This window comes from Microterricola gilva (assembly GCF_004217495.1).
Classification (GTDB): Bacteria; Actinomycetota; Actinomycetes; order Actinomycetales; family Microbacteriaceae; genus Microterricola; species Microterricola gilva.
Map to the genome: position 1 here is coordinate 3,363,657 of NZ_SHLC01000001.1, position 20,980 is coordinate 3,384,636.

Genomic DNA, 20,980 nt, shown 5'->3' on the forward strand with positions numbered 1-20,980 from the left:
CCTCAGCAACGAAAGCAGCGACACCATGACGAATCAGGCAGCAGCAGACCTCATCGCCCGCAGCAACCGCCTCGGCGCCGACCCCAAGAACACCAACTACGCCGGCGGCAACACGAGCGCCAAGGGCCTGGAGACCGACCCGGTCACGGGCGAGCCGGTCGAGTTGATGTGGGTCAAGGGCTCGGGCGGAGACCTCGGAACGCTGAGCGAAGCCGGTTTGGCCGTGCTGCGCGTCGACCGCCTGCGCGCTCTCGTCGATGTCTACCCCGGCCTCGACCGCGAAGACGAGATGGTCGCCGCCTTCGACTTCACGCTGCACGGCAAGGGCGGCGCCACCCCCTCGATCGACACCGCCATGCACGGCCTCGTCGACGCCGCCCACGTTGACCACCTTCACCCGGACTCCGGCATCGCCATCGCGACGGCGGCCGACGGCGAGGCGCTGACCGCCACGATCTTCGGCGACACGGTCGTCTGGGTACCGTGGCGTCGCCCCGGCTTCCAACTCGGCCTCGACATCGCCGCCATCAAGGCCAAGAACCCGGCCGCCATCGGTTGCATCCTCGGCGGCCACGGCATCACAGCGTGGGGCGACACGAGCGAGGCGGCAGAGGCGAACTCGCTGTGGATCATCGACACCGCGGCCGCCTACATCGCTGAGCACTCAACAGCGGAGCCGTTCGGCCCAGCGCTCGAGGGCTTCGGCGCCCTGCCCGATGCGGAACGGCGTGCCAAGGCGGCAGCGCTCGCGCCCGTCATCCGCGGCCTGGCCTCGACAGACAAGCCGATGGTCGGTCACTTCACCGACAGCGCCGAGGTTCTCGACTTCCTCGCCTCCAGCGAGCACCCCCGCCTGACGGCGCTCGGCACCAGCTGCCCCGACCACTTCCTGCGCACCAAGGTCAAGCCGATGGTGCTCGACCTGCCGGCGGATGCCGGCATCGACGAGTCGATCGCACGACTCCAGGAGCTGCACACCGCCTACCGCGCCGACTACCAGGCCTACTACGACCGCAACGCCGACGCGGCGAGTCCCGCCATTCGCGGCGCAGACCCGCTCATCGTGCTCGTGCCCGGTGTCGGCATGTTCAGCTACGGAGCCAACAAGCAAACGGCGCGCGTCGCCGGTGAGTTCTACGTGAACGCCATCAACGTGATGCGCGGCGCGGAAGGCCTCTCCAGCTACGCGCCGATCGATGAGGCCGAGAAGTTCCGCATCGAATACTGGGCCCTCGAGGAGGCCAAGCTCCAGCGGATGCCGAAGCCGAAGCCCCTCGCCAGCCGCATCGCGCTCGTCACCGGCGCGGCATCCGGAATCGGCAAGGCCATCGCCGTGCGCCTGGCCGCCGAGGGCGCCTGTGTCGTCATCGCCGACCTCGATCTGGTCAAGGCGCAGGCCGCCGCGGCCGAACTCGGCGGAACCGACGTCGCCATCGGTGTTGCGGCCGACGTCTCCAACGAGGCTGCGGTGCAGGCCGCGATCGACGAGGCCGTTCTCGCCTTCGGCGGCCTCGACCTCGTCGTCAACAACGCCGGGCTCTCGCTCTCCAAGGCGCTGCTCGACACCACGGAGGCGGATTGGGACCTCCAGCACAATGTGATGGCCAAGGGCTCCTTCCTGGTGTCGAAGAACGCCGCGCGCGTGCTCATCGCCCAGAAGCTCGGCGGCGACATCATCTACATCTCCTCGAAGAACTCCGTCTTCGCCGGCCCGAACAACGTCGCATACTCGGCGACAAAGGCCGACCAGGCCCACCAGGTGCGCCTGCTGGCCGCCGAACTCGGCGAGCACGGCATCAAGGTCAACGGCATCAACCCGGACGGCGTCGTGCGCGGTTCCGGCATCTTCGCCTCCGGCTGGGGCGCCAACCGCGCGGCAACCTACGGCATCGAAGAGGAGGACCTGGGCAAGTTCTACGCCCAGCGCACCATCCTGAAGCGCGAGGTCGTGCCGGAGAACGTGGCGAACGCCGTGTTCGTGCTCTGCTCCTCCGACCTCTCGCACACCACCGGCCTGCACATCCCGGTCGACGCCGGCGTCGCCGCCGCCTTCCTGCGATGAGCGCCGGCACGGTCGCGGCCGTCGACCTCGGGGCGACGAGCGGCCGCGTCATCGTGGCGAAGGTCGGGCAGAACGCGATCGAGATGCGCACCGTCACGCGCTTTGCCAACACGCCGGTGCAGACGATCGACGGCCTGCACTGGAACGTGCTCGGGCTCTACCGCAGCGCGCTGGCCGGCCTCGGCACCGCGCTGCGGGAGGAGCCGGAACTCAGCAGCATCGGCATCGACTCCTGGGCCGTCGACTACGCCCTGCTCCGGGGCGAGCGGATGCTGGGAACACCGTTCCACTACCGCGACGAGCGCACGCAGCGCGGCGTCGAGGCCGCACACGCCCTCGTTCCCCTGGCCGAGCTCTACGCCAGGAACGGGCTGCAGTTCCTGCCGTTCAACAGCCTGTACCAGCTCACCACCGACCGTCTCGACGGCGTGCTTGAGCTGGCGGACGGCGCGCTGCTCATCCCCGATCTGTTCGCGTACTGGCTCACCGGGCGCCGCGTCGCCGAGCGGAGCAACGCCTCAACGACGGGGCTGCTCTCGGTCACGAACGGCCAGTGGGATACCGAGCTGCTTGCCCGGCTGAAGCTGCCGGCATCCGTGCTGCCCCGGCTCGTCGACGCCGGTGCGCGCATCGGATCCATCCTGCCGGCCGTTGCCGCCGAGCTCGGTGCCAGCCGCCCGATCGACGTGATCGCGGTCGGCTCGCACGACACCGCCTCTGCCGTGCTCGCCGTGCCGATGCGGGCCGAGCGCGCCGCGTACATCTCGTGTGGGACCTGGGGGCTCGTCGGCCTTGAGCTGGAGCATCCGGTGCTGAGCGACGCGGCCAGAGAGTCCAACTTCACCAATGAGGGTGGCGTCGACGGCACCGTCCGCTTCCTGCACAACGTGATGGGCCTCTGGCTGCTGAGCGAGTCGGTGCGCAGCTGGGAGAAGGCCGACGGCACCGCGATCGACCTCGTCGAGCTGCTTGCAGCAGCGGCGGCCGTGACGGCGGCCGTCGCCGTGTTCGATGCGAACGACCCTCGCTTCCTGGCGACCGGCGACATGCCGCGGCGCATCGCCGAGTACTGCACCGAACACGGTCTGACGGCCCCAGCCAGCAGAGCCGAGGTCGTGCGCAGCATCATCGAGAGCCTCGCCGAGGCGTTCGCGGATGCCGTGCGAACCGCAGCCCACCTGGCCGACCGAACCGTCGATGCTGTGCACATCGTGGGCGGCGGCTCGCAGAATGAACTGCTCTGCCAGCTGACAGCCGACCACCTCGGGCTGCCGGTGCTCGCAGGGCCGGTCGAGGCAACAGCGCTCGGCAACGTGCTGGTGCAGGCGCGGGCGCAGGGCTTCATCGACGGCGACCTCGCGGAGTTGCGCGCGCTCGTCGCTCGCAGCTTTGCGCCCCGCCGCTACGAGCCGCGCGACCGCTGAGCGCGGCGGAGCTCGTGACGCCGATCGTGGCGTGCTGTTGCGGCGTTGCGCGCCAGTTACCGCGTTGTGCGGTAGAAACAACTACGGCATAACGCGGGAAGTACCGCGCAGGGTCGGCGCGGCACCAGAGCGGCGCCGACGCACGGCCGATCAGCACATCCCGTCGCCAGGAGGGCACCATGAGCAGCTACGACCACGCCATCGACTGGGTGCGCCGCGAGACGGAATCCGCGCACCTGCCTGCCGCGGTGCTCGGCATCGCGACGGCCGAGGGCGTGCAGGAACTCGTGGCCTTCGGCGCGAGCGGTGAGCGCGCGGCATCCGTCGGCGACCACTTCCCGCTGTTCTCCGTCACCAAGCCGATCGTCGCGATGACCGCCCTGCGTGCCGTCGAGCGTGGCCGCCTCGCGCTCACCGACCCGCTGACCGCGGCGATCCCCGAGTTCGGCGCGAAGCGGGCTGACACCGTCGAGCTGCGCCACATGCTCAGCCACAGCTCCGGCATCGGCGACCCGCCCTTCGACTCGGCGACCGGGCGCCGCGCCGACCTGCTAGCGGACGGCTCGGAGTTCGCCGCGGGCGCCGCCGTGCGCTACTCCACCCTGGCCTTCGAGGGCATCGCGGCGATGATCGAACACGCGAACGGTTCGCCATGGGAGCAGGCCGTCGCCGAGCTGGTCGCGGATGCCGGCGCCGACGGATTCACCTTCGACGTCGACTGCGAGCCGCACCCGATCTTCGGCGCGGCCGACGTCGGCCTCGACTACGACGCCGTGCACCCGCATCACCCGGGTGCGGGCGCCTTCGCCCGCGCCGAAGACCTGCTGGCGATCGGACGCGCGCTGCTCGTCAACGACGGCTCGCTGCTGCATCCGGCAACCGTGGCGGCACTGCAGAGCTCCCAGACCGATGGCCTGCCGGTGTTCTCCCCCGCCCCCGGCCGCCCGGGCGAGACGTGGGGCCTCGGCTTCAGGCTCCGACAGAACAGCCCCGGCCTGCTGGCCGGTGACGGTTACGGGCACAGCGGTTGGGGCGGCGCCGAGTTCTGGGTGTACCCGGAGCAGGGCGCCTGCTTCACGCTGCTGACCAACGTGATGGAGCCAGCGCGCTTCGGGGTGAACATCGACCGCCTGCACAACGCGGTCGTCGCCGGCACCCGCTGAGCGCCCGCTGACGGCCCGTCTTTTCTGCGCGGGCCCGGTGAATTCACCGGGCCCGCGCACAGAAAGCGGGCCGCGAGATCGGCTCCGCCGGTTAGAGGGCCTGGATGGCCTGGATGCCCCAGCTGAGTTCCCACGCCTCGCCTGGCGCGAGCCAGCGCAGGCCCTCGCCGCTGCGGAGCGCGTTCGGCGGCGCGGTCATCGGCTCGATCGCGATCGCGGTGGTGTAGCCGGCATCCGTTGGGAAGTCGGGCGTGACGTAGATCTGGACGTAGCCGAAGTCGGGGTCGGCCCAGAGCCGCGCCCCGCGGCCGTCCGGCGCGATCAGCTCGGCGTGCAGCCGGCCATCGCTGCGCTCCAGCTCGGTGAAGCAGGCGTGTGACACGATCTCGGCGACGCGGCGCCCGGCGCGCAGGCTCTCGGCCGCGCCGCGCACCGACCGTCGTTCGCCGGGGAAGTGCCGTTCATCCAGCGGCAGGATCGCGTTGGCCGGCAGGCTGAACCGCAGCTCGTCGACCGGCCAGTCGCCGACCCGCAGGTACGGGTGCACGCCGAGCGCGACCGGGGCAGGCGCATCGCCGCTGTTTCGGATGCGGTGCGTCGCCGTGATCCCGTTCTGGCTCAGCTCGTAGCGCAGCTCCGTCTGCAGCTCGAAGGGGTAGCCGGCGTGCCCGGCGACAGGCGCGGCCAGCTCGAGCCAGGACTCCCCGCGCTCGAGCAGAGTGTAGTCGTGGTCGGCCAACAGCCCGTGGATCGCGTTGCCCGCTGCCTGCTCGGTGACGTCCAGCTCGAGCCGCCGCCCGTCGTGAACCCAGCTGGCGCCATCGACCCGGTTCGGCCAGGGCACGAGCACGGTCCCGGCCGACAGCGGCGGCGTCGGGTCGAGGGTCGAGCAGATGAGCTCGACCCCGTCGACCCGGAGCGCACGCAGGCTGGCGCCCCTGGCGGAGACGACCGCGCGCACGCGCGCGCCGCCGTCTCCGTCATGGCCACCGGCCGTCAGTTCGAACACGGGTCAGGCGTCGACCGCGGTGACGTGGAACAGCACAGAGGTGTCAGGGTCGAGCGACGGCGCCTCGATGCCGACCGTGCCGAGGACGCATCCGGGCAGCGTGACACCGCTGAGCAACCACGGCGGAACCACGGCGCCCTCCGGCAGCGGGGTGCCGGGGAACACGGGGTTCACCCTGTAGCTGCGCTCGGCGTCGAGCCCTGGCAGCGTCACGCGGCCGGGCGGCCAGTTCGCCGGACGCTCTGTGACGCTGAAGGCATAGAGCGCCTCCGCGCCGTCCCTGGCGACGACGCCCTGCAGCCGGGTCGCGGCGTTCGGCAGATCGGCGTGCACGACGCGGCCGCTGTGCAGCAGGCCGCGGTGCTCGCGGTGGAACGCGATCCAGCTGCCGACCGTCGCCAGCGTGGCCTCGTCCTCCTCGAGCAGATTCAACTCAACACCGAGGTGACCCCAGAGCGCCTTCTCCGCGCGGTAGTCGAGCGGGTGGATGCGGTGGGTGGTGTGCGATTCCGCCGCGCCGATGTGGGTGCCCTGGTACTCGGGCGGGACCATCAGCCCGGTCCAGCGCTGGATCTCGAGCCGCTCGTGCGGGTCGTTGCAGTCGCTCGGCCAGACGCGGTCGGTGTGTGCGAGCACGCCGAGGTCGATGCGGCCGCCGCCGCTGGCGCAGGACTCGATCTCGAGGCCGGGGAAGGCCTCCTTGAGCTCGGCCATGAGGCGGTACGCCTGCAGCGTCTGCACGCGCGCCCCCGGCCGCCCGCTCGGCGAGTGGCCGGCATCCAGCAGGTAGCGGTTGTGATCCCACTTGATGTACGCGATGTCGAGCGCGCTGACCAGGGCGAACATGCCGTCGCGCACGTGCTCGTACGCGCCCTCGTGCCCGAGGTCGAGCACGTGCTGGTAACGCGAGGGGATGCCGGCGCCATGCCCGGCGTCGAAGATCCACTCCGGGTGGGTGCGGGCGAGCTCGGAGTCGAGGTTGATCATCTCCGGCTCGAACCACAGCCCGAACTCCATGCCCAGCTCGCGCACGCGCCGCGCGAGCGGCTCCAGGCCAGTGGGCCAGACTGCGGGGTCGACAGTCCAGTCGCCGAGCGAGGTTCTGTCGCTGCGGCGGCCGAGGAACCACCCGTCATCGACGACGAAGCGCTCGACACCGAGCGCGGCGCCCTTCTCGGCCAGCGCGCTCAGGGTGTCGAGGTCGTGGTTGAAGTAGACGGCCTCCCAGGTGTTCAGGATGATGGGGCGCGGGCGTGACGGGTGCTGTGGCCAGGCCCGGATCGTCTCGTGGAATCGGCCGGCCAGCTCGTCGAGGCCGTTGCCCCATGAGCCGTAGAGCCACGGGCTCGTGTAGCGCTCGCCGGCGGCGAGTGTGACCTCGCCCGGGAGGATGATCTCGCCGGCGGAGAGGTGCTGCACCCCGCTCGGCATGCGCTCGGCGGCGAGCACCTGGTTGCCACTCCAGCCCAGGTGCACGGCCCACACGGCGCCACTCTGGAATCCGAAGCCTGCTTCGCCTGCGGCGAGCAGCATGGTGTGCTCGAGGCCGGGCTTGCCGCCGCGGGATTCCCGCAGCCAGGCGCCGATGTGGAACGGGCGCCGCTGCGGCACCTTCTCGAGCGACCAGCGGCCGGTGAAGTCGAGCACCTCCGTCGCGGTGACCGGAACGGGGAACGCCAGCTCGAGGCCGTCGACCCGGTAGCTCTCGCCCCGCTCGTTGACGAGAGTTGCCCGCTGGCGCGCGAGGCCGCTGGCCAACACCTCGATCTCGATCGAGAGGCTGAGACCGTACTCGGCGTCCACCGCGTCGGAGCGCAGCACCTGGCCGCCGTCACGGGTGTCGACGCTGGTCGTCGCCGCGCCGAACTTCGGCGCCCACCGGGTGCCGTCGCTGCTGCCGCTGAGACCGGGGCGGCCCAGCCAGCCCTCGGCCAGCTGCGGGAGCACGGGAACGGGCTGCGGGTAGCTCACGGCGCTATCTCCGATGGCAGGCAGCGCTGACAGCACGATCGCCGCGAGGGCGGCGTCATCGAGCTCGCCGAGATCGGCACCCCAATGCACGATGCGCGGGAGCCTGCCGGCATCCACCAACGCGATGATGCTGGTTCCGCCAGCGCGGAGCTGTACAACCGAGCCGTCTACTGCCGTCATTGCCATCCTTGTGCGTCCTCTACTCTGAGCATCCGCTCATCCTATGGTCCACGCGAGCTCAGCGGACATAACATTTCTCACGACGGGCATGGACGAAACCGCTGCCCGGTGCGGCCGCTTCGTGCCTACAGATCCTCGATGCGCGTGAAGAGTAGGAGCTCGGGCAGCGAGGTGGCGAAGTAGTCGATGCGGCCGTCTTCGCGCACGGGCTGGGGAACATCGATGAGCATGCGCACCTCGCCGAGCGAGACGGGCGGATCGCCGAGCGGCAGGCCGAGCGCCGCGCGGGCACCGTCCCAGGCGGCGAGCGCCTGGCCCTCTCCGCCCTCCCACGGCTGGAATGGCCTGGATTCGAGCAACTCAACGGCCTCTGCCGGCCGGCCGAGCTCCGTCAGCAGCTTCGCGTACTCCACGGCGAGGTCATCACGGGAGGTGGCGGCGAACGGGATGCGGGCGAGGCGGTCCTCGGCGGGAACGCCGATGCGCTTCAGCAGCTGGTCCGACTCGAACCAGAGCCGGGCGTCGGTCGGGCGCAATGCCAGGGCGCGCTCGTAGTAGTCGCGCGCCGTCTCGGCGTCACCGAGCAGGTTGTAGCGGGCGACGCCCGCGTTGCGCAGCACGGTTGCATCGGTGCTGCCGAGTTCCAGGGCCCGCTCCCACAGCGCCAAGGCCGGCTCGTGGCGACGCTGGTGGTAGAGGAACATGCCGAGCAGCGACAACGCCTGCAGGTCGTGCGGGTCGCTGGCGATGGCCTCGCGCAGCACGTCGTGTTGATCGAGCGTGCTGGGGAAGGTGCGGGCGGCAGACACCGAGCTCGCCTCGGCGCGCGCGGCGGCCGCGGCATCCCTTCGACCCAGTCGGTCGAGAACCGAGGCCTTCGCGTAGAGCGCGATGGGCACCGCGTTGCCTGCGGCCGAGCTGGGCAGTTCGGTGGCCAAGGTGAACGCGGCCACGGCGCCGTCGAGCTCGCCGAAACCGGCCAGGTCGAAGCCGATGTCGAGCTGCGTCGCCGCATCCCGGGTCGTCTGCGCTTCGTCGAGCGTCGCGTCGAGGGTCCTGGCCAGCTGGTCCAGCGGGTCGAGCGCGCGGGTCTCCGCCAGCAGCGCGTCGGCCGCAGCCGTGTCACCAGTGCGGCGCAGCAGCACCGTCAACAGGGCGCGCGAGCGCAGATCGTCCGCGTCGAGGCGCACCGCCGCGCCGGCGTGCTGCAGCGCGCGGGCGTCGTTTCCGACGACGGCATCCAGGCGGGCCATCTCGAACTCCGAGCTCTGGCGCCACTTCCGATCCCACGCAGCCTTGGCGAAGGCGCTGTAGGCCTCATCCGGCCGGCCGAGGCGGCGCAGGATGCTGCCGAGCCGGTAGGAGAGCTCACCGGATTCCGGGTTGAGGTTGCGCGAGCGGGCACGCTCAAGGCCGCGCTGCGCGTACTCGAGCGCGGTCGCATAGTCGGCGCTCTTGTACGCGTGGGTGGCCATGGCGAGGTTGCTGCGGATGTCGCCGGGGTCACGCCGCAGCGCCTCGCGCCAGTAGCTGAGTGCTGAGCGGGTGGGGTGGCGGTACTGGTCGAGGTGCACGCCCGTGTAGTACAGCTCGTCGATCGAGTCGATCTCCGCCGGCATCGGCGGCTCGGTCGCCAGATCCGGTTCCGGCTGCTGCACGTGCGGCCGCGGGGTCCAGCTGAGCACGCCGACGACGTCGAGGGTGAGCTCCGTGGCATCCACCGCGCCGGGCAGGGCCTGCTCGATGGTGAACGGCGTCTCGGGCGCGAGGTCGACGGTCCATGCCTCGACCAGCTCGGCGCCCCGGCGCAGTTCGATGCGCTGGCCGGAGCGGATGCCAGTGCTCGCGACTCCGAGCTTCACCCGGGTCTCCTGCTCGGAGCTCGCGGTGATCGAGAGGTGCACGGCGGCCTCGAGGTTGGCCTGGTGCACGACGCCGATGCGCTGGATCGGGTACCAGTACTGCGAGAAGGCCTTCGTCTCGCCCGGGGCGATGAAGGTGAAGTCGGGCTGGTTGTCGGTGAACACACCGGCCATCAGCTCGATGTACGGGCCGTCATCCTCGGTCAGGTGTGCATCCCAGGTGCGGCCGAACTCCGAGTTGCCCCACGTCCACTGCTTCTTGCCCGGCGCGATGTGGCGGTCGGCCCAGTGCACGAACCCCGCGTCGACGTCGTGGTCGTAGCCGCCGAAGAAGTCGTCCTGCGTTCCGGTGACCATGTAGCTGGTCGGCACGGGGATGTTCTTGTAGAAGTCGAGCCGGTCCCCGCCGGTGGCCGCGTGCTCGGTGTAGTCGAAGCCGTAGTACGGGCGGTCGGCGGCCGGGAACGCGGTCACCGCGCGGCGGGCGTGGTCGGCCACCCACTGCACATCGGTCGGGAAGAAGGACTGGTAGTTGTCGTGCACCCTGGCGGCGACGTTGGCCCACCAGAGGAAGGTCTCGGTCTCGCTCGTGCGGTTGTGCAGGCGGGCGACGAGCTCGATCAGCGCGCTGTCCTGGCGGATGCGGATGCCGTGCATGCCCTTCATGCGGGAGAAGGGGTCATGGTCGGAGCACCAGACGGTGACGGAGCCGTCGTCGCCGTGCTCGATCTCGACGTCGACGGGCAGGTAGGTCGCCGGGCGGTGGTGCTGCGGCCAGTTGAACTCGACGCCGCCGCTGATCCACGGGCCTGCGAGGCCGACGAGCGCCGGCTTGATCACGTTGTTGCGGTAGAAGAAGTCGTAGTCAGCGCTCTTGTCGTAGCCGATGTGGATGCGCCCGCCGAGCTCGGGCAGGATCACCAGGCGGAGCCAGCGGTTCTCCAGGTGCACGGCGTCCCACGAGCGCATCGCCGGCTCGGTCTCGATCTTGTCGGTGAACGGGATCGGGTAGACCCGCCCGCTCGAGCCTTGGTAGACGCGGTGCTCGAAGAACATCGGGTAGCGGTCGGGCTCCGCGGTGTCGTAGCTGAGGATGTCAAGGTTCTCGCGCCACGCGATGGCTGCTCCGGTCGCCAGCTCACCGGCGAGGGCCGCGGGGGCGTCGGGCAGGTGGATGCGGGGAGGAGTCGTCGGGCTGTTCACCTGCCCAACGCTATGCAGCTCCCCGCCGCCGCTGAAGTGAGGATTCGCCGCAAAACATGGACAAAACACCGAGAGCCGCGCCGAGGTGAGAGAGTGGAACCATGGCACGACCCGATGGATTCCCCCGGCAGCGCATCGCGATCGTTCCTCGCCCGCTCGTGGCGGAGGCCGACGCGCGCCCGATCACCCGCCGCCTGCAGGTGACGGATGCCGGCTGGTTCCCCCATGCGCGCGGGCACGAGCGTTCGCGCCCAGGCGGCGCCGCGGAATCCGTGATCATGCTCTGCGTCGCCGGCTCTGGCTGGGTGGAGCTGGACGGCGCACGGCACACCGTGCAGGCCCCGGCGCTGGTCGCCCTTCCGGCCGGCCGCGCTCATCGTTACGGCGCGAGCGACGACAAGCCATGGACGATCTGGTGGTTGCACGTGCGGGGCAGCGACGCCGATGAGCTCGTCGCCGCCTGCGTCGACTCCGAACGGTCGCCGGTCGCCGTGCTCCGCGAGGTCGACCGCACGACCCAGCTGGCCGAACACATCGTGGCGATCCTCGAGAAGGACCCGTCCCCGCCGCGGCTGGTGCGCGCCGCCGGGCTCGCGTGGAATCTCCTGACGACGCTGGTCTCCGACCTCGCGGTCGCTGACAGCAACGACCCGCTGCAGCGCGCGATGAACTACCTGGCGCACAGGCTCGACCGCCCCGTGAGCGTTCCGGAGCTCGCCCGCGAGGCCCGCGTCTCGCCCTCCCACCTCGGCGCCCTCTTCCGTGCGGCAACCGGCGGCGGACCCCTCGCCCACCACATCACGCTGCGGATGGCGCGAGCCAGGCAGCTCCTCGACGGCACAGATCTCTCGGTGTCCGAGGTGGCGCGAGAGACCGGCTACTCAGACCCCCTGTACTTCTCGCGGCAGTTCCGCCAGGCCCACGGCGAGAGTCCGAGCGCCTACCGCGAGCTGCGCAAGGGCTGACAGCGCCCGCGGGCGGGCCCCGACCCATCCCACGGTCGCGGCGCGGGCCCTCCCGGCGGCAGAATAGAGGTGGTGCCGCCCGGGCACGCCGAATCCTCGGCCCCCGTGGACGGCGAGCGCCGCCGAGGGGCATCACATGAACTCATCCGCCGAGACCCGGGTCGGGGTCTACATCGACTTCGACAACATCGTGATCTCCCGCTACAACCAGCTGCACACCCGCGGGCAGTTCCAGAAGGACCACGCGCGCGACGTCGTTCCCGGCAACGGCGGGACGTCCCCCGAGGTCGCCAACCGCCTCGACGAGGCCACGGTCGACCTCGGCGCCATCCTCGACTTCGCCTCCTCCTTCGGCACGATCGGCGTGAGCCGTGCATACGCCGACTGGTCGGTCCCCATCAACGCGAGCTACCGCCGCCAGCTGATCGACCGTGCCGTCGACTTGGTGCAGCTGTTCCCGGTTGTCGCATCGATGAAGAACGGTGCAGACATCCGTCTCGCCGTCGACGTCGTCGAAGACCTGTTCCGCCTCTCCGACCTCACCCACGTCGTGATCGTCGCCGGCGACTCCGACTACATCGCGCTGGCCCAGCGCGCCAAGCTGCTCGGCCGCTACGTCGTCGGAATCGGCGTGGCCGGCGGCACGAGCAAGGCACTCGCCGCCGCCTGCGACGAGTTCGCCGACTACGACGCGCTGCCGGGAACCGTGCGGAGCGCCGCGCAGGCGCGGCCGAAGCGCAAGACCGATGCCGATGCTGCCGCAGCCACCTCGACCGGTGCGGATGCCGCGGCGCCCGGCGACGACTCGGCCCAGGCCAAGCGCGGCAGCAAGCCGAAGTCGGCACGCCAGGCGAAGGCAGCGCACGAGGCGGCCGGCGATCTGCTCACCCGGGCACTCGAACTCGGCGCGGCCAAGTACGACGAGGACTGGCAGGCCAGCGGCAACGTGAAGAACCAGATGCTGCGCATGGACCCGACGTTCCAGGAGCGCGCCCTCGGCTTCTCGTCCTTCACCGACTTCGTCAAGTCGATGGAGCCGCGGGTCGAGATCGACGAGACGCACCCCTCGCGCCGCATCCGACTCCGCCCGCTCGGCACGCAGCTGACGTTCTCGGCGCTGCCGGAGGCCTGAGCGTCGCCACAAGCATCGGTCGCCGTTCCTGACATTGCCTTGGTAAAGGCTGCCGCCTTTCGCGACGCTTCGCGTCGCGCTGGTTGAGCCTGTCGAAACCCTGATTTCGACAGGCTCAATCAGCGGATGGGCGGCTCAACCAGCGGACGGGAGGTCAGGCGGAGGCCTCCGTCAGCAGCGCGAGCTCGGCCGCGCTCAGCTGCAGCGACGCCGAGGCGATGAGGTCTGGCAACTGCTCGGCCGTGCGCGCGCTGGCGATCGGTGCCACGACGGTCGGCTGCTGCCGGAGCCACGCGAGGGCGACGCTGGCCACGGATGCCGCGTGCACCGCCGCGACCGCGTCCAGCGCCGCGAGCACCCCGCGGCCGCGCTCATCGAGGTACGCGCGCGCCGCTCCGGCGCGCGGGCTCTCGGGAGTCGCCGCCGAATCCACTGCGGGGGCCGCGGCATCCGGCGCATCACGGTACTTGCCGCTCAGGAAGCCCTTGGCGAGCGCGAAGTAGGGGAACACCGCGAGGCCCTCGCGCTCCGCCCGCTCGCGCAGGCCATGCTCGAAGTCGCGCTCAACGAGGTTGTAGTGCGGTTGCAGGGCGACGGCCCGGTGCAGCCCGTTCTCGGCTGTCACGCGGAACCACTCGTCGATGCGCTCCGGCGAGTAGTTGGAGAGCGCGATGTAGCGCACCTTGCCGGCGTCGACCAGTTCGGAGAGGGCACCGACGGTGTCGGCGAGCGGAACGCTCTCGTCGTCGAAGTGCGCGTAGTAGAGGTCGATGTGGTCGGTGCCGAGGCGGGCGAGGGAGGCATCCGCAGCGGCCCGGATGTTGTCGGGGGCGAGCCCGCTGAACGACGGGTGCGTGCTCACCTTGCTGGCGATCACGAGGTCGTCGCGGTTGCCCCGCGACGCCGCCCAGCGGCCGATGACGCTCTCGCTCTCGCCTCCGCTGTGGCCCGGCGCCCAGTGCGAGTAGCCGTCGGCGGTGTCGATGAAGTTGCCGCCGCCCGCGACGAAGGCATCGAGCACCTCGAAGGAGGCGGTCTCGTCGGCCGTCCAGCCGAAGACGTTGCCGCCGAGCGCGAGCGGGAAGATCGAGAGATCGGAATCACCGATGGGCACCCGGGTGGCTGTGTCGGTCTGGATGGCGGGAACGGTCATGTGCTGTCTCCTCTGCTCGCGGCGGGCGGATGCCCCGTACTTTCCAACGAGCATGGCTCACGGCTATTCCGCGTGCGGCCAGGATGTCGCCGCATGACGGGATCGACCGTGTTACTCTGTGGTCAGACCACAGTGGTCCGACCACATGCGCGTGCCAGCAGCGCCGCACCCGCCGACTCACCGCAGAGGACACCATGCCCGTAGAGCCACGCGCCTGGGAGCTCGTGCTGCGCCACATCGAGCGGGAGCTCCTCGACGGCGGCCTGCAACCTGGCGACCACCTGCCGCCGGAGCGCGCCCTCGCGGCCGATCTCGGCGTCGGCCGCTCCAGTGTGCGCGAGGCCGTGCGCGTGCTCGAGGGCTTCGGGCTCATCCGCACCCAGACAGGCAGCGGTCCGAGCGCCGGCGCGATCATCGTCGCGACACCGCAGGGCGGCATGTCGGCGCTGATGCGCCTGCAGGTCGCGGCCCAGGGCTTTCCCGTCGCCGACATCGTCAAGACCCGTCTGCTGCTCGAGACCCAGATCGCCTCCGGGCTCGCGGAGTCCTCCCCCGCACCCTCGCTCGCCGCCGCCACCACACTGCTCGCCGCGATGGACGCCGACGGACTGACCCCGGCCGAGTTCCTCGCCCTCGACGCCCAGTTCCACGTGGCACTGGCCGAGGCCTCAGGCAATCAGGTCGTGACCGCCATGATGGCCGGGCTGCGCGACGCGGTCGAGAGCTATGCGCTGGCCGGCCTGTCGGCCATCGCCGACCCGCAACGCATGCTCGACCGCCTGCGCGCGGAGCACCACGGCATCGTCGAGGCCATCGACGGCCGGGATGCCGCGGCCGCCGGCATCCGCATTCACGCGCACATCGCCGGCTACTACGCCGAGACCCACAGCCACGCAACCCACGAGGAGACACCGACATGGTGAAACGCCAGTTCCCCAACCCCATCGAGCTCGCCGAACTGATGAAGTTCAAGAAGCCGACGCTGAATGCCACCGACCGCCGTCTCGAGAAGGCGCTCACGATCGCTGATCTGCGCACGATCGCCCAGCGCCGCACGCCGAAGGCGCCGTTCGACTACACCGAGGGCTCGGCCGAGGGCGAGATCTCGCTGAAGCGCGCCCGTCAGGCGTTCGAGGACGTCGAGTTCCACCCGGCGATCCTGCGCAACGTGCCCGTCGTCGACACCACGACAACGGTGCTCGGCGGGCCGAGCAGCATGCCGTTCGGCATCGCGCCGACCGGCTTCACCCGCATGATGCAGACCGAGGGCGAGACGGCTGGCGCCGGCGCGGCCGGTGCCGCCGGCATCCCGTTCACCCTCTCGACGCTCGGCACCACCTCGATCGAGGACGTCAAGGCGGCCAACCCCACCGGCCGCAACTGGTTCCAGCTCTACGTGATGAAGGACCGCGAGGTCTCGTACAACCTCGTCCGTCGCGCGGCGGAGGCCGGCTTCGACACCCTGTTCTTCACGGTCGACACCCCCGTCGCCGGTGCACGCCACCGCGACAAGCGCAACGGCTTCTCGATTCCGCCGCAGCTGACGCCCGGCACCGTCATCAACGCACTCCCCCGGCCGGCCTGGTGGATCAACTTCCTCACCACCCCCAAACTCGAGTTCGCTTCGCTCTCCTCGACCGGCGGCACCGTCGGCGAGCTGCTGAACGACGCCATGGACCCGACGATCTCCTTCGACGACCTCGCGATCATCCGCTCGATGTGGCCGGGCAAGCTCGTGGTCAAGGGCGTGCAGACCGTCGAGGACGCGAAGCTCCTCGCCGACCTCGGCGTCGACGGCGTCGTGCTCTCCAACCACGGCGGCCGCCAGCTCGACCGCGCCCCGATTCCCTTCCACCTGCTGCCGTCCGTCGCCCGCGAGGTGGGCAAGGACATGGAGGTGCAGATCGACACCGGCATCATGAACGGTGCCGACATCGTGGCCTCGATCGCCCTCGGCGCCGACTTCACCCTCATCGGCCGCGCGTACCTCTACGGCCTCATGGCCGGCGGACGCCGCGGTGTCGACAAGACGATCTCGATCCTGCGGACCGAGATCGAGCGCACCATGAAGCTGCTCGAGGTCTCCACGCTGGCCGAGCTCGGCCCGCAGCACGTGACGCAGCTGACCCGCCTGGCGCCGATCCCCCGTGCCGTTGCGGATGCCGCGGCCGCCACCGCCGAGGCGAAGCCGCGCACGGTGCGCACACCGAAGGCAGCTCCCGCGGCGAAGGCCGTTGCCGCACCGAAGGCGGCCGCGAAGGCCGCTCCGGCGGCGAAGGGTGCGGCCGCGAAGGCGGCTCCGGCGAAGGCTCCGGCCGCGAGGGCCACCCCGGCCAAGAAGGCGCCGGCGAAGACTGCTGCAGCGAAGACCGCGGCGACGGCGACGAGGTCCCCCGCGACGCGCAAGCCGGCGGCATCCGCCCCGAAGGAGTAACACCCCCGGAGGAGAACAGGCGATCGGGAGGATGGAATCACGGATTCCGTCCTCCCGATCGCGTCTAGCCCTTCGCACGGTCGACTGCCATGATCGATCCGTGCATTCATTCCCCCCACCCTCGGAACCCCCGGTGGGCGCGTCGGCCCCTCCCGGCTGGTACCCGGATCCCACGGCATCCGACCTACATCGTTGGTGGGACGGCTCCGCGTGGTCAGACACCGATTTCAAGCTTGCGAAGCCGGTCGTCCCGCTGACGGTGAAGTCTCTGATTGCGATCAGCCCGTTCGGCCGCATCGGGTCGGTCGGCAATGTGATCTTCAGCTCACTGATGCTGTTCGGCTTTGTGACGAACCTCGCACCCGCCCCGAGCCTCTTCGAGACGGCGGGCCTCGCCATCGGAATCCTGCTTGTCCTCGCCTTCACGACGATCGCGGTCCTCATCCGTGTCTTCACGGTGCCAGAGCGGATCCTCGCGTGGTGGGAGCGCCTCAATAACCCACCGTCGTAAGCGCGCCGGCAATGCAGGCAAACTGCACGGCTGTGGACCGCCCCTGCCTGTGTTCAGTGCGTCCACTGCGGCTTTGCCTGTTCTCACGACAGCGTGGCCCGCGGGCTGGCCACGCGATTCACGGGGTTGCGGCGCGGCTCAGAGCCAGGCGGGGGTGGAGCTGCCGAGGGGCACGACCGGGCCCTGCGAACGGCCAGGGAGCTCGATGATCGCGCGGGCGCGGCGCAGCTCGCCGTAGGCGCTCGGCACGGTCTCCAGCTCGGCCGCGAGCGCGTCGCTGTGCTCGGCACCCGGCAGCGGCTCCTCGGCCTGCTCGGACACGCCGAGCCCGATCAGCGCCTGCGCCGTCGCCGCGAGTGAGGCCCGCATGGTGGCCGCGCTCCCCTCGGCGAGCGCCGCGCAGATTCCACCGGCGAGCATGTATCCGGTGGCGTGATCGAGTGCCTGCGCGCGAAGCACCCCGGGTTTCTCTGCGCTGCCCTCGACCACCGCGATGCCGGATGCCGCCTGCACCAACGAGTCGAATCCACGACGTTCCGCCCATGCGCTGCCCTGCGGATAGGCGCTGAGCGCGGCGACAACGAGGTGCGGATGCCGGGCGCGCAGACTCTGTTCGTCGAGTCCGAAGCGGTCGAGGCTGCCCGGCCGGTAGCCGAGCACGACGACGTCGGCACCGGCGAGCAGCGCCTCCAGCGTTCCGCGCTCCTCACCCAGGTCGAGTGTGATCGAGCGCTTTCCCGCCCCCGTGTCGATGTGCTGCATGGCGATCTCCGCCGGCTCAACGGGGTCGACCCTGAGCACATCTGCACCGAGCAATGCCAGCGCGCGCGTGCACGTCGGTCCGGCGATCACCCGGGAGAGGTCGAGCACGCGCGGCACGCGATCCGCCTCACGACTGGACCAGCCACCGGACCGATCCCACTCCAGCAGCGGAGCCGGCGCGATCAGCCCCGCGAACTCCTCCGGCCGGCGCACGCGCACGCAGAGGGCATCGGCCGCGACGGCGCGAGCCTCGGCCTCCGCCGCGCTCATCCCGGCCAGCGCCGCCGCGAACTCCTTGCGACCCGCGGTGTCGGGCAGCTCGAATGCGAGACGCAGCCGGAGTGCATGGTGCGGGTAGTTCGCGTGCGTGCGCACCCAGCCGTCGGAGGTGGGGAAAAAGCCGCTGAGTGGCGCCCAGGCGGCGGCCGGCTCCCCGTCGATGCTGAGGTAGTTGTAACTGCTGAAGTTGACCCCGACACGGCGCGGGCTCACCGAGACGTCGGGCAGTCCGAGCAACCGGGCGGCCTGGCCCGCAACGAAGGCAACGCTGTCGGTGGCCAGTTCCCCGGCGCGGAGTCGCGCCGTCAGCCCCGTCTGGCCCGGCTCGATGCCCACCCGGTCCCGGTCGGCTCCGACGGCGGCTTCCAGACGCTCCAGCACGCTTCCCATGCGGCGAGCATACGCCCGCGCCCAGCCGCCGGCCCGTCCCGGGCTGCGCTGCGGGAGGCGGAAAGCACGAAGGGAGGCCAGAATCCGAGATTCTGGCCTCCCTTCGGCGCTATCGCCTCCCGACAGCTGGGCCAGCAGGCCCGGGAGGCACGTCTGGCTAGCGCCCGGCGTTGGCCGCGTCGAGCAACTGGCCGATGCCGTCGACGTCGAAGCCCAGGCTGGCGAAGGTCTTCAGACGGCTGATCGGGAGCGAGCCGATCATCTTGAAGATCTCCTCGCCGCCGGCCACGGCGTTGTCGCCACCGAAGCTGGCGGCGAGCGCCTGCATAACCATCGGGCCGGCCACGGGGTCGGCCATGACCTCACCGAGCGAGGTGTCTGGGCCGAGCGGCAGCAGCACGGCGTCGCCCGCAACGGTGACCGTGCCCGATTCGCGGATGTCGCGGCTCGACGCACCGACGGAAACCGTGTACTCGCCGCTCTCGAGGATCCACTCGTCGATGCGGGTGTCCCAGTACGTGAGGTCCTCGCGACGCGCCGTGATGCTCGCGGTGCGGCTCTCCCCGGCCGCGAGTTCCACCGAGGCGAAGCCCTTGAGCTCCTGCGGTGCGCGCTGCACGCCGGAGGCGGCGAGCCCCGTGTAGAGCTGGACGACCTCACGGCCGTCGCGGCCGCCCGTGTTAGTCACGGTGACCGTTGCGGTGATGCCGGCCTCGTCCGCCGTGAGCTCGAGGCCCGAGTAGGCGAACGTCGTGTACGAGAGGCCGTGGCCGAAGGGGTACTGCACCGCAAGCTTGCGGGCGTCGTACCAGCGGTAGCCGACGAACAGGCCCTCGCCGTAGCGCACGTGGCCGTGCTCGCCCGGGAACTCGAGGAAGGCTGGGCTGTCTTCGATGCGCATCGGGAAGGTCTCGGAGAGACGGGCGGAGGGGTTGACGACGCCGTAGAGCACGTCGGCGGTTGCGCCACCGCCGGCCTGACCGAGCAGCCAGCCCTCGAGGATCGCCGGAACGCGGGCCTCGAAGTCACCGAGGCGCACGACGCCGCCGTTGGAGAGCACGACGACGGTGCGCGGGTTGACGGCGAGCACGGCGTCAAGCAGCTCGAGCTGCACGGCGGGGAGTTCGATGTGCTCGCGGTCGAAGCCCTCCGACTCCTCTGCGGCGGGGATGCCGAGGAACACCACGGCGACGTCGGCGGCAGCGGCGGCCGCGACGGCCTCGTCACGGAGCGCTGCGGCATCCGAGTTGTCACCATCGAGGGTGAAGCCGGCGGCGAAGCTCGACTGCTCCGCGAGCGCGCCGATCTCCTCGAGCGCGGTGTCGAGCTTGGTCGGGTTGATCATCGAGCTGCCTGCACCCTGGTAGCGGGGCGTGCGGGCGAACTCGCCGATGATCGCGACGGATGCCGACGGCGCCAGCGGCAGCAGTTCGGACTCGTTCTTCAACAGCACGATGCTGCGGGCGGCGGCCTCGCGGGCGAGGGCGTGGTGGGCGTCGACGTCGTAGCCGGCGTTGGCGTCTGCACCGGCCTGGGCCTTGAGTGCGAGTTCGACGGTGCGAAGAGCCGCCAGGTCGAGCACGGCCTCGTCGAGCTCGCCCGCACGCACGGCGGCGACGAGCTCGGCGTCGGTGCGGCCGTCGCTGGACGGCATCTCGAGGTCGAGACCGGCTGCGACGCCCGTGACGCGGTCGTTGACGGCGCCCCAGTCGGAGACGACGACGCCGGTGAAGCCCCACTCGTCACGCAGCACGGTGTTCAACAGCCACGGGTTCTCTGAGGTGTACACGCCGTTGAGCTTGTTGTACGAGCACATGACCGTCCAGGGCTGCTCGTCCTCGACGACGCGCTGGAAGCCGCGCAGGTAGATCTCGCGGAGCGGCCGCGGGTCGACGTCGGAGCTCGAGCGCATGCGGTCGTTCTCCTGGTTGTTGGCCGCGAAGTGCTTGAGGGAGGTGCCGACGCCCTGGCTTTGCAGGCCGCGCACGAGGGCGGAGCCGAGGATGCCGGAGACGATGGGGTCCTCGGAGAGGTACTCGAAGTTGCGCCCACAGAGCGGGGAGCGCTTGATGTTGATGCCGGGTCCGAGGAGCACTCCGACGCCCTCGGTCTTGGCCTCCTCGCCGAGTGCGACGCCGACGCGCTCGAGGAGTTCGGTGTCGAAGCTCGCGCCGAGGCCAACGGCGGGCGGGAAGCACGTGGCAGGGATGCTGTCGGCGAGGCCGAGGTGGTCGGCGCTCTCCCGCTGCAGGCGAACGCCGTGCGGGCCGTCGGTCAGCACGATGCTCGGAACTCCGGCTCGTTCAACCGCCTTGGTGGTCCAGAAGTTGGCGCCGCTGGTGAGCGAGGCCTTTTCTTCCAGAGTGAGTGATGCCACAATTTCCGCGGCTGATTTCTCGGTCATTCCGTGCTCCTCTTCGGTGAGATTGTGAAAACCATACATGACTCGGTTTTCATTTCCAAGGAAGTTCCGTAGCATT

At 70.4% G+C, this 20,980-nt stretch carries 13 protein-coding genes and 2 pseudogenes; 9 read left to right on the forward strand and 6 right to left on the reverse strand.

Annotated elements, in window-relative coordinates; all coding sequences use genetic code 11:
- Nucleotides 1-25: 25 nt before the first annotated feature.
- From EV379_RS15650 to EV379_RS15660, 3 genes are all read left to right on the forward strand, one after another.
- Entirely contained in the window at nucleotides 26-2,062 is a 2,037-nt protein-coding gene (locus EV379_RS15650; RefSeq protein ID WP_130506948.1) for a bifunctional aldolase/short-chain dehydrogenase, read from the forward strand.
- Nucleotides 2,059-3,486: a rhamnulokinase gene (locus EV379_RS15655; protein WP_130506949.1), complete on the forward strand. Its 1,428-nt coding sequence runs from the start codon at nucleotides 2,059-2,061 to the stop codon at nucleotides 3,484-3,486. The genes EV379_RS15650 and EV379_RS15655 overlap by 4 nt, the downstream gene beginning before the upstream one ends.
- A 179-nt stretch (nucleotides 3,487-3,665) precedes the next feature.
- Nucleotides 3,666-4,649: a serine hydrolase domain-containing protein gene (locus EV379_RS15660; protein WP_130506950.1), complete on the forward strand. Its 984-nt coding sequence runs from the start codon at nucleotides 3,666-3,668 to the stop codon at nucleotides 4,647-4,649.
- Between the two features lie 91 nt (nucleotides 4,650-4,740).
- Here EV379_RS15660 and EV379_RS15665 read toward each other — a convergent pair whose 3' ends face one another.
- From EV379_RS15665 to EV379_RS15675, 3 genes are all read right to left on the reverse strand, one after another.
- Nucleotides 4,741-5,658: an aldose 1-epimerase family protein gene (locus EV379_RS15665; RefSeq protein ID WP_130506951.1), complete on the reverse strand. Its 918-nt coding sequence runs from the start codon at nucleotides 5,656-5,658 to the stop codon at nucleotides 4,741-4,743.
- Nucleotides 5,659-5,661: 3 nt separating this feature from the next.
- Nucleotides 5,662-7,809: an alpha-galactosidase gene (locus EV379_RS15670; protein ID WP_130506952.1), complete on the reverse strand. Its 2,148-nt coding sequence runs from the start codon at nucleotides 7,807-7,809 to the stop codon at nucleotides 5,662-5,664.
- Between the two features lie 125 nt (nucleotides 7,810-7,934).
- Nucleotides 7,935-10,874, reverse strand: coding sequence for a DUF5107 domain-containing protein (locus tag EV379_RS15675; protein WP_130506953.1), 2,940 nt, complete (start codon nucleotides 10,872-10,874; stop codon nucleotides 7,935-7,937).
- Between the two features lie 101 nt (nucleotides 10,875-10,975).
- On the opposite strand from EV379_RS15675, the gene EV379_RS15680 reads away from it, so the two are divergent.
- Both EV379_RS15680 and EV379_RS15685 read left to right on the forward strand, forming a co-directional pair.
- Nucleotides 10,976-11,839, forward strand: coding sequence for an AraC family transcriptional regulator (locus EV379_RS15680; RefSeq protein ID WP_130506954.1), 864 nt, complete (start codon nucleotides 10,976-10,978; stop codon nucleotides 11,837-11,839).
- Between the two features lie 136 nt (nucleotides 11,840-11,975).
- Nucleotides 11,976-12,971 carry an NYN domain-containing protein gene (locus tag EV379_RS15685; protein ID WP_130506955.1) on the forward strand — a complete coding sequence of 332 codons (996 nt, stop codon included), beginning with the start codon at nucleotides 11,976-11,978 and terminating at the stop codon, nucleotides 12,969-12,971.
- A gap of 154 nt (nucleotides 12,972-13,125) precedes the next feature.
- Here EV379_RS15685 and EV379_RS15690 read toward each other — a convergent pair whose 3' ends face one another.
- Nucleotides 13,126-14,124 (reverse strand): aldo/keto reductase, encoded by a 999-nt coding sequence (locus EV379_RS15690; RefSeq protein WP_130506956.1) that lies wholly within the window; start codon nucleotides 14,122-14,124, stop codon nucleotides 13,126-13,128.
- A 194-nt stretch (nucleotides 14,125-14,318) separates the two neighbouring features.
- Here EV379_RS15690 and EV379_RS15695 point away from each other — a divergent pair, with 194 nt between their 5' ends.
- The 4 genes and pseudogenes from EV379_RS15695 (at nucleotide 14,319) to EV379_RS15705 (ending at nucleotide 17,069) form a co-directional block, all read left to right on the forward strand.
- Nucleotides 14,319-15,047 carry a FadR/GntR family transcriptional regulator gene (locus EV379_RS15695; protein ID WP_130506957.1) on the forward strand — a complete coding sequence of 243 codons (729 nt, stop codon included), beginning with the start codon at nucleotides 14,319-14,321 and terminating at the stop codon, nucleotides 15,045-15,047.
- Nucleotides 15,041-16,282: pseudogene (locus tag EV379_RS15700) on the forward strand (alpha-hydroxy acid oxidase); the annotation flags it as partial. The gene EV379_RS15695 and the pseudogene EV379_RS15700, both read left to right, overlap by 7 nt.
- Nucleotides 16,283-16,589: 307 nt before the next feature.
- Nucleotides 16,590-16,772: pseudogene (locus EV379_RS17630) on the forward strand (DUF2510 domain-containing protein); the annotation flags it as partial.
- 45 nt (nucleotides 16,773-16,817) lie between these two features.
- Entirely contained in the window at nucleotides 16,818-17,069 is a 252-nt protein-coding gene (locus EV379_RS15705; protein WP_242616411.1) for a hypothetical protein, read from the forward strand.
- Nucleotides 17,070-17,207: 138 nt separating this feature from the next.
- Here EV379_RS15705 and EV379_RS15710 read toward each other — a convergent pair whose 3' ends face one another.
- Together EV379_RS15710 and EV379_RS15715 are read right to left on the reverse strand one after the other, a co-directional pair.
- Entirely contained in the window at nucleotides 17,208-18,500 is a 1,293-nt protein-coding gene (locus tag EV379_RS15710) for a CoA transferase (protein ID WP_130506960.1), read from the reverse strand.
- Between the two features lie 157 nt (nucleotides 18,501-18,657).
- The gene (locus EV379_RS15715; protein ID WP_130506961.1) at nucleotides 18,658-20,904 is read right to left on the reverse strand and encodes a glycoside hydrolase family 3 C-terminal domain-containing protein; all 2,247 of its coding nucleotides are present in this window, start codon (nucleotides 20,902-20,904) and stop codon (nucleotides 18,658-18,660) included.
- Nucleotides 20,905-20,980 lie beyond the last annotated feature (76 nt).

Excerpts from the sequence above, each read along its gene's own strand:
- EV379_RS15695 (WP_130506957.1), top strand. The coding sequence starts at position 14,319 with ATGCCCGTAGAGCCACGCGCCTGGGAGCTCGTGCTGCGCCACATCGAG.
- EV379_RS15655 (WP_130506949.1), top strand. The coding sequence starts at position 2,059 with ATGAGCGCCGGCACGGTCGCGGCCGTCGACCTCGGGGCGACGAGCGGC.
- EV379_RS15680 (WP_130506954.1), top strand. The coding sequence starts at position 10,976 with ATGGCACGACCCGATGGATTCCCCCGGCAGCGCATCGCGATCGTTCCT.
- EV379_RS15690 (WP_130506956.1), bottom strand. The coding sequence starts at position 14,124 with ATGACCGTTCCCGCCATCCAGACCGACACAGCCACCCGGGTGCCCATC.
- EV379_RS15715 (WP_130506961.1), bottom strand. The coding sequence starts at position 20,904 with ATGACCGAGAAATCAGCCGCGGAAATTGTGGCATCACTCACTCTGGAA.
- EV379_RS15670 (WP_130506952.1), bottom strand. The coding sequence starts at position 7,809 with ATGACGGCAGTAGACGGCTCGGTTGTACAGCTCCGCGCTGGCGGAACC.
- EV379_RS15650 (WP_130506948.1), top strand. The coding sequence starts at position 26 with ATGACGAATCAGGCAGCAGCAGACCTCATCGCCCGCAGCAACCGCCTC.
- EV379_RS15685 (WP_130506955.1), top strand. The coding sequence starts at position 11,976 with ATGAACTCATCCGCCGAGACCCGGGTCGGGGTCTACATCGACTTCGAC.
- EV379_RS15660 (WP_130506950.1), top strand. The coding sequence starts at position 3,666 with ATGAGCAGCTACGACCACGCCATCGACTGGGTGCGCCGCGAGACGGAA.
- EV379_RS15710 (WP_130506960.1), bottom strand. The coding sequence starts at position 18,500 with ATGGGAAGCGTGCTGGAGCGTCTGGAAGCCGCCGTCGGAGCCGACCGG.